Here is an 8567-nt window from a genome sequence, read left to right as displayed (position 1 = left end):
CGCCCGATCTGTGTTTTCGGGAGGGCGAGGTCAGAGGACCCGCCGGACCGCCGTGGCGAAGCTGTCGATGTGCTCCCTGGTCAGCCGCTCGGCGCGCTCGGCGTCGCCGTCGGCGATCGCGTCCAGCAGGTCGGCGTGCTCGGCGATGTGGGAGGCCAGATCGGGGAGCTTGTCGACGACCAGGCACCAGATCCGGGTCGCCAGGTTGTCATAGCGGATCAGCACGTCCTCGAGGTGCTTGTTGCCGGTCGCGCGGTAGATCAGCCGGTGCACCGACATGTCGAGCCGCATCAGCGTCGGCCGGTCGTCGCCCGACCCGTCGAGGGTGCGAACCCGCGCGGCCATCATGCGCAGCTCGGCCCGCATCTGCTCGGTGGCGGCCGTCGCCGCCCGGTGAGCCGCGAACGGCTCGAGCTGCTGACGCAGGTCGGAGATCGCGCCCAGCTCGGTGGCGTCGACAGCCGTCGCGAACGTGCCCCGGCGTGGGTAGGAGACGACCAGGTGGTCGGTCTCCAGGCGCTTGAGCGCCTCGCGCACCGGTGTACGTCCGAAGCCCAGGGAGTCCGCGAGCCGGCCGTCGTTGATCGGCTCGCCCGGCCTGATGTCGAGCATGATCAGCAGGTCCCGGATGCGCTCGTAGGCGGCGTACGCCAGGGAGGTCGGCGGCGCGCCGACCGTCGGCCGGACGGGTGCCTGAAGGTCGGTCATCCGATGTCACCACTTTCTTTGATCTGAACCGTCTGGTCTGGACCGTTGACAGGTGTCTTCGCCACCAAGCATACTGGTGATCCGGAACTGATATATCAATCGTACTTCAAGAGTTTGGGAGTTCATCGTGGTTGACGTCTTGACCGCCTCGCTCGCGGACCTCGACCCCGAGGTCCGTGCGCAGATCGACGCCGAGCTGAGCCGCCAGCAGAACACGCTGGAGATGATCGCCTCGGAGAACTTCGCTCCCGCCGCCGTCATGGAGGCTCAGGGATCGGTCCTCACCAACAAGTACGCCGAGGGCTACCCCGGCCGTCGCTACTACGGCGGATGCGAGCACGTCGACGTCATCGAGCAGCTCGCCATCGACCGTCTCAAGGCGCTCTTCTCCGCTGAGTACGCCAACGTGCAGCCGCACTCCGGCGCCCAGGCCAACGCCGCCGCGATGTTCGCCCTCCTCGAGCCGGGTGACACCATCCTCGGCCTCTCGCTGGCGCACGGCGGCCACCTCACCCACGGCATGAAGATCAACTTCTCCGGCCGTCTCTACCAGGTGGTGCCGTACGAGGTCTCCCGCGAGGACTTCCTGATCGACATGGCCGAGGTCGAGCGCCTCGCCCTCGAGCACCGGCCCAAGCTGATCGTCGCGGGCTGGTCCGCCTACCCCCGTCAGCTCGACTTCGCGGAGTTCCGCCGGATCGCCGATCTGGTCGGTGCCCGGCTCATGGTCGACATGGCCCACTTCGCCGGCCTGGTCGCGACCGGCCTGCACCCGAACCCGGTGCCCTTCGCCGACGTGGTCACCTCGACGACTCACAAGACCCTCGGTGGTCCGCGCGGCGGTGTCATCCTCACCAACGATGCGGCCATCGCCAAGAAGATCAACTCCTCGGTCTTCCCGGGCCAGCAGGGCGGGCCGCTCGAGCACGTCATCGCCGGCAAGGCGGTCGCCTTCAAGGTCGCGGCGGAGCCCGAGTTCCGCGAGCGCCAGGAGCGTACGCTGCGGGGCGCCCGCATCATCGCCGAGCGGCTGCTCGCCGACGACGTCGCGGCGGCCGGAGTCTCCGTGGTCAGCGGCGGCACGGACGTACACCTCGTGCTGGTCGACCTGCGCGACTCCGAGCTCAACGGCCAGGACGGCGAGGACCGGCTCCACCGCATCGGCATCACCGTCAACCGCAACGCGGTCCCGTTCGACCCGCGCCCGCCGATGGTCTCCTCCGGTCTGCGGATCGGCACGCCCGCGCTGGCCACCCGCGGGTTCGGCGACACCGACTTCCATGAGGTGGCCGACATCATCGCGGCGGCGCTGAAGGACGACTTCACCGAGGAGACGGCCGACGCGCTGCGCGCGCGGGTCACGAACCTCGCCGAGAAGCACCCGCTCTACCCCCACCTCCTCGAGTCGAACGGAGCCGAGTGATGGCAGACCTGCTGCCCGAGCACCCCGACTTCCTCTGGCGCAACCCGGAGCCCAAGTCCTCCTACGACGTCGTCATCATCGGCGGCGGCGGCCACGGCCTGGCGACGGCGTACTACCTGGCGAAGAACCACGGCATCACGAACGTCGCGGTCCTCGAGCGCGGCTGGCTCGCCGGCGGGAACATGGCGCGCAACACGACGATCATCCGGTCCAACTACCTGTGGGACGAGTCCGCGGCGATCTACGAGCACTCCCTCAAGCAGTGGGAGGTGCTGCCCGAGGAGCTCGACTACGACTTCCTGTTCAGCCAGCGCGGCGTGCTCAACCTCGCCCACACCCTCCAGGACGTACGCGACTCGGTGCGGCGCTGCGAGGCCAACCGTCTCAACGGGATCGACGCCGAGTGGCTCGACGCGGACCAGGTGAAGGAGGTCTGCCCGATCATCAATACCAGCGACAACATCCGCTACCCGGTGCTCGGCGCGACCTACCAGCCACGCGCGGGCATCGCCAAGCACGACCACGTGGCCTGGGCATTCGCCCGCAAGGCCGACGAGATGGGCGTCGACCTGATCCAGGACTGCGAGGTGACCGGGATCGTCAAGGACGGCAACCGGGTCGTCGGCGTGCAGACCAGCCGCGGCACGATCGCGGCCGGAAAGGTCGCGCTGTGCGCAGCGGGGCACTCCAGCGTCCTCGCCGAGATGGCCGGCTTCGACCTGCCGATCCAGTCGCACCCGCTCCAGGCGCTGGTCTCCGAGCTCCACCAGCCCGTCCACCCGACCGTGGTGATGTCGAACCACGTCCACGTCTACGTCTCCCAGGCCCACAAGGGCGAGCTCGTCATGGGGGCGGGCGTCGATGCGTACAACGGCTACGGGCAGCGCGGCGGGTTCCACGTGATCGAGGAGCAGATGGCGGCCGCCGTCGAGCTGTTCCCGATCTTCGCCCGCGCGCACCTGCTGCGGACCTGGGGTGGCATCGTCGACGTCACCCCGGACGCGTCCCCGGTCGTGAGCAAGACGCCGATCGACCAGCTCTACGTCAACTGTGGCTGGGGGACCGGCGGCTTCAAGGGCACCCCCGGAGCGGGCTGGACGATGGCGCACACGATCGCCCACGACGAGCCACACGAGTACAACGCACCGTTCGCGCTCGAGCGATTCAGTACCGGTGCCCTCATCGACGAGCACGGCGCAGCAGCCGTGGCCCACTGAAAGGAGCCGACGATGATCCTCATCAGCTGCCCCGACTGCGGGCCCCGCGACGAGACCGAGTTCCACTACGGCGGTCAGGCGCACGTCCCCTACCCGGAGGACCCGAACACCCTCAGCGACGAGGAGTGGGGTCGCTACCTCTTCTACCGCGAGAACACCAAGGGCATCTTCGCCGAGCGCTGGGTCCACAGCTCCGGCTGCCGCAAGTGGTTCAACGTCCTTCGCGACACCGTCACCTACCGCATCGCCGCCGTCTACCGGTCCGGCGAACCACGCCCGACCCTGGATGGAGGCTCGCAGTGAGCACGACGTCGCACCGCCTCACCGACGGCGGCCGCATCGACCGATCGACCCGACTCACCTTCCATGTCGACGGTCAGGAGTACGCCGGCCATGCCGGTGACACCCTCGCCTCCGCGCTGATCGCCAACGGCGTGCTCGAGTGCGGCCCCTCGCTCTACCGGCAGCGCCCCCGTGGCGTCCTCGCCGCCGGGGTCGAGGAGTCCAACGCTCTGGTCAGGCTGCGCCGCCCCGGTGACGCCGTCGCCGAGTCGATGCTGCCGGCCACGGCCGTCGAGCTCGTCGACGGGCTCCAGGCCGACTACCTCAGCGGCCTCGGCGAGCTCGACCCCGCCGACGACACCGCGGTCTACGACAAGAAGTACGTCCACACCGACGTGCTGATCATCGGCGCCGGCCCCACGGGGCTGGCCGCGGCGCGCAACGCCGCCGCGTCCGGCGCCCGGGTGATCCTGATCGACGACCAGCCCGAGCTCGGCGGGTCGCTGCTCTCCGCCCGCGACCTCGAGATCGACGGCGTGGACAGCGACACCTGGCTGCGTGGTGTCGCCGAGGAGCTCGCGGCCGCTCCCGAGGTCACCGTCCTCACCCGGACCAACGCCTTCGGCAGCTACGACGCCAACTACGTGATCGCCCTCGAGAGCCGGCTGGACCACCTCGACAGGCCGGCCAAGGAGGCGCTCGCCGGTCTGTCGCGCCAGCGGCTGTGGCACATCCGGGCGCAGCAGGTCGTCATCGCGACCGGCGCCCACGAGCGTCCGCTGGTGTTCGGCAACAACGACCGCCCGGGCGTCATGCTCGCCTCCGCGGTCCGCACCTACCTGAACCGCTACGGCGTCGCCGCCGGTTCCGACGTGCTGCTCGCGACGACCAACGACAGCGCCTACGAGGTCGCCGCCGACCTGGCCGCCGCCGGGGTCGCCGTGGCAGCCGTCGTCGACGCCCGTGTTGAGCGGTCCGAGGCCGCCCGCCGCGCCGAGGAGGCCGGCATCGAGGTCGTCCTCGGCTCCGCCGTCCTCGACACCGACGGCGACCCGCGGGTCACCTCGGCGACGGTGTCGGCCATCGACGCCGACGGCGCCGCGGTCGGCGAGCGGCGGGAGATCGCCTGCGACGTCGTCGCCGTCGCCGGCGGCTGGAGCCCCGTGGTCCACCTGCACAGCCAGCGTCAGGGCAAGGTCCGCTGGGACGAGGACCTGGCCGGGTTCGTCCCCGACGGCGAGGTCGCCGGCCAGCAGATCGTCGGGTCGGCCCGCGGCAGCTACACCCTCGACGCGTGCCTGGCCGAGGGCCGGTACGCAGCAGCGACGGCGCTGCTCGCCACCGGCTTCGCCGGCTCGACCGAGGTGCCGGAGGGACCGCTCCCGGCCGCGACGGGCGACGGCACCACGCGCGCCCTGTGGCTCGTCGCCGAGGACGGCGTCGCGCTCGACGACCTGGTCGACCACTTCGTCGACCTCCAGCGCGACCAGACGGTGCACGACGTACTGCGGGCGACCGGCGCGGGCATGCGCAGCGTCGAGCACATCAAGCGCTACACCTCGATCAGCACCGCCAACGACCAGGGCAAGACCTCCGGCGTCAACGCCATCGGGGTCATCGCGGCCGCCCTCAACGACGGTCGCAGCCCCGGCGAGATCGGCACGACGACGTACCGCGCTCCGTACGCTCCGGTCCCGTTCGTCGCGCTCGCCGGTCGCGAGCGGGGCGACCTGTTCGACCCGGCCCGGCTGACCTCGATCCACCCGTGGCACGTCGCGCACGGCGCCGAGATGGAGATCGTGGGGCAATGGCTGCGGCCCTGGTACTACCCGCAGGACGGCGAGTCGCTGGACGAGGCCGTGCTCCGTGAGTGTGCCGCGGTCCGCGAGTCCGTCGGCATGATGGACGCGACCACCCTGGGCAAGATCGAGGTGTGGGGGAGCGACGCCGGTGAGTTCCTCAACCGGATCTACACCAACGCCTTCAAGAAGCTCGCCCCCGGCTCGGCCCGCTACGGCGTGATGTGCACGCCCGACGGGATGATGTTCGATGACGGCGTCACGCTCCGCATCGACGAGGGTCGCTACTTCACGACGACGACCACCGGCGGCGCCGCCAAGGTCCTCGACTGGCTCGAGGAGTGGCACCAGACCGAGTGGCCGACCCTGGACGTCAGCTTCACCTCGGTCACCGAGCAGTGGTCCACCGTCGCGGTCGTCGGCCCGAGGTCCCGCGACGTGATCGCCAAGATCGCGCCGGACCTCGACGTCAGCAACGAGGCGTTCCCGTTCATGACGTTCCGTGAGACCACGCTCGCCTCGGGCATCCCGGCGCGGGTGTGCCGGATCTCGTTCTCCGGCGAGCTCGCCTTCGAGGTCAACGTCGAGACCTGGTTCGGGCCGCAGGTGTGGAAGGACATCCATGCCGCCGGCCAGGAGTGGGCGATCACCCCGTACGGCACCGAGACCATGCACGTGCTCCGCGCCGAGAAGGGCTACCCGATCGTCGGCCAGGACACCGACGGCACGGTCACCCCGCAGGACGCCGGCATGGAGTGGATCGTCTCCAAGGCGAAGGACTTCGTCGGCAAGCGGTCCTACAGCCGGGCCGACACCTCCCGCACCGACCGCAAGCACCTGGTCTCGGTGCTGCCCGTCGACAAGTCCTTCCGGCTGCCCGAGGGCACCCAGCTCGTCGAGGCCGGTACGCCGATCACCCCTGCCGACGGTCCGGTGCCGATGCTCGGCCACGTGACCTCGAGCTACCACAGTGCCGCGCTCGGGCGCTCGTTCGCGCTGGCACTCATCAAGGATGGCCGCAACCGCATCGGCCAGACCCTCGTCGCACCGGTCGGAGACCGGCTGGTCGACGTCGTCGTCGCTGAAACCGTCCTCTACGACCCGGAAGGAAGCCGCCGCGATGGTTGAGACCACGATCGAGCCGCTCGACAAGACGATCTCCGGCCTGCGCGTCAGCCCGGCCCAGCACCTCCATGGCGCCTTCGTCGACGCCGGCGTGACCGGAGCCCTCGGGGTGCGGGTGCGCGAGGAGCAGTTCCTCACCATGGTCGGCCTGCGGGTGCCGGTCGGCTCGTCCGACCGGGCGCGCCTGGCCAAGATCCTGGGTGCCGAGCTCCCCGAGCGATGCGGGGAGGTCGCCACCGGCCACGACGTGGTCGTCCTGTGGCTCTCGCCCGACGAGTTCCTGGTCATCTCGCAGAGCGTGGCCGGCTCCACCCTGGTGTCCTACCTGCGCGCGGGCGTCTCCGAAGGTGGTGCCGCGGTCGTCGACCTGTCGGCCAACCGCACCACCCTCCGGCTCGAGGGCCCGTCCGCACAGGCCGTCCTGGAGAAGGGCTGCCCGCTCGACCTCCACCCGCGGGCCAACGCGTCGGGCACGGCGGTCGTCACCAACATCGGACGTGTCCCGGTGATCCTGTGGAAGGTCGAGGCCGACTCCTACCGGATCCTGCCGCGGGCCTCGTACGCCGACTTCCTGGGCCGCTGGCTGATCGACGCCATGGCCGAGTTCAAAGTGTTGGGATCCGGCTGATGGCACTCAGCGTCTTCGACATGTTCTCCGTCGGCATCGGACCGTCGTCGTCCCACACGGTCGGCCCGATGCGCGCGGCGGTGCAGTTCACCGATGCCCTGAAGGCGGAGTCGCTGCTCGACGCCGTCGCCCGGGTCCAGGTGGAGCTGTTCGGCTCTCTCGGCGCCACCGGGCACGGGCACGGCTCCGACAAGGCGGTCGTCCTCGGTCTCGAGGGCAACCGCCCCGAGACCGTCGACACCGACAACGCCGACGCCCGGGTGGCCGAGGTCCGTGCCACCCGGCGACTGAGGCTGTCCGGCGCGCGGGACATCGAGTTCGACGCCGACGACGTGGTCATGCACCGCACCCGGACGCTGCCCGCACACCCCAACGGGATGATCTTCCGGGGGTTCGGCGACACCGGGGAGGTGCTCCAGGAGAGCACCTACTACTCGGTCGGCGGCGGGTTCGTGGTCGACGAGGACGCGGCCGGTGCCGACCGGATCGTCGAGGACGCCACCCCGATCCCGTACCCGTTCACCACCGGGGCGGAGCTGCTCGCGGTCTGTGCCGAGTCGGGCAAGCGGATCAGCGACGTGATGATGGCCAACGAGCTGGCGTGGCGTACGGAGGAGGAGGTACGCGGCGAGCTGCTGCACATCTGGTCGGTCATGCAGGAGTGCGTGCACAACGGCTGCACCCGGGTCGAGCCCACCCTGCCCGGCGGGCTGAAGGTCCCACGACGCGCCCCCGGCCTGTACGCCCACCTGCACGCCTCCACGGACGAGACCGACCCGCTCCGGGCGATGGACTGGGTCAACCTCTTCGCCCTGGCCGTCAACGAGGAGAACGCCTCGGGTGGCCGGATCGTGACCGCCCCGACCAACGGTGCCGCGGGCATCGTCCCGGCCGTGCTCCACTACTACGAGAAGTTCGTGCCCAGCGCGGACGAGGACGGGATCGTCAGGTTCCTCCTCGCCGCCGCTGCCATCGGGATCCTGTTCAAGATCAACGCGTCGATCTCCGGCGCCGAGGTCGGCTGCCAGGGCGAGGTCGGCTCGGCCTGCGCGATGGCCGCGGGGGCGCTGTGCGAGGTGCTGGGCGGCACCCCGGAGCAGGTCGAGAACGCCGCCGAGATCGGCATCGAGCACAACCTCGGCCTCACCTGCGACCCCGTCGGCGGTCTCGTACAGATCCCCTGCATCGAGCGCAACGCCATCGCCAGCAACAAGGCCATCAACGCCGCCCGCATCGCGGCCCGCGGCGACGGCAGCCACCGGGTCTCCCTCGACGCCGCGATCAAGACCATGCGCGAGACCGGGGCGGACATGAAGATCAAGTACAAGGAGACCTCCCGCGGAGGCCTCGCCGTCAACGTCATCGAGTGCTGAGGGCCTCGCGAG

General features: G+C 70.2%; 7 protein-coding genes. 6 read left to right on the top strand and 1 reads right to left on the bottom strand.

What is annotated here, in order from left to right; translation table 11 throughout:
* Positions 1 to 30: 30 nt before the first annotated feature.
* The gene (locus ACFVDI_RS24370) at positions 31 to 708 is read right to left on the bottom strand and encodes a GntR family transcriptional regulator (RefSeq protein ID WP_378911364.1); all 678 of its coding nucleotides are present in this window, start codon (positions 706 to 708) and stop codon (positions 31 to 33) included.
* Positions 709 to 835: 127 nt separating this feature from the next.
* Between ACFVDI_RS24370 and glyA the strand changes: the two genes are divergently transcribed.
* From glyA to ACFVDI_RS24340, 6 genes are read left to right on the top strand one after another with little or no spacing between them, the layout of a single operon-like run.
* Positions 836 to 2131, top strand: a complete 1296-nt coding sequence (gene glyA / locus ACFVDI_RS24365; protein WP_378911363.1) for a serine hydroxymethyltransferase — start codon at positions 836 to 838, stop codon at positions 2129 to 2131.
* The gene (locus tag ACFVDI_RS24360) at positions 2131 to 3348 is read left to right on the top strand and encodes a sarcosine oxidase subunit beta family protein (RefSeq protein ID WP_378911362.1); all 1218 of its coding nucleotides are present in this window, start codon (positions 2131 to 2133) and stop codon (positions 3346 to 3348) included. The genes glyA and ACFVDI_RS24360 overlap by 1 nt, the downstream gene beginning before the upstream one ends.
* A gap of 12 nt (positions 3349 to 3360) precedes the next feature.
* Positions 3361 to 3651, top strand: coding sequence for a sarcosine oxidase subunit delta (locus tag ACFVDI_RS24355; protein WP_378911361.1), 291 nt, complete (start codon positions 3361 to 3363; stop codon positions 3649 to 3651).
* Complete coding sequence (locus tag ACFVDI_RS24350; RefSeq protein ID WP_378911360.1) at positions 3648 to 6557, top strand: sarcosine oxidase subunit alpha family protein; 2910 nt, start codon at positions 3648 to 3650, stop codon at positions 6555 to 6557. The genes ACFVDI_RS24355 and ACFVDI_RS24350 overlap by 4 nt, the downstream gene beginning before the upstream one ends.
* Positions 6550 to 7182: a sarcosine oxidase subunit gamma gene (locus ACFVDI_RS24345; RefSeq protein WP_378911359.1), complete on the top strand. Its 633-nt coding sequence runs from the start codon at positions 6550 to 6552 to the stop codon at positions 7180 to 7182. Before ACFVDI_RS24350 ends, ACFVDI_RS24345 begins: the two co-directional genes overlap by 8 nt.
* Positions 7182 to 8555 (top strand): L-serine ammonia-lyase, encoded by a 1374-nt coding sequence (locus ACFVDI_RS24340; protein WP_378911358.1) that lies wholly within the window; start codon positions 7182 to 7184, stop codon positions 8553 to 8555. The genes ACFVDI_RS24345 and ACFVDI_RS24340 overlap by 1 nt, the downstream gene beginning before the upstream one ends.
* The last annotated feature ends 12 nt before the right edge of the window (positions 8556 to 8567 follow it).

Source organism: Nocardioides sp. NPDC057767 (assembly GCF_042798275.1).
In the GTDB taxonomy this organism is placed as follows: domain Bacteria; phylum Actinomycetota; class Actinomycetes; order Propionibacteriales; family Nocardioidaceae; genus Nocardioides.
The sequence above is the reverse complement of the archived record's forward strand: the minus strand, read 5'-3'. Positions and strand labels throughout refer to the sequence as shown.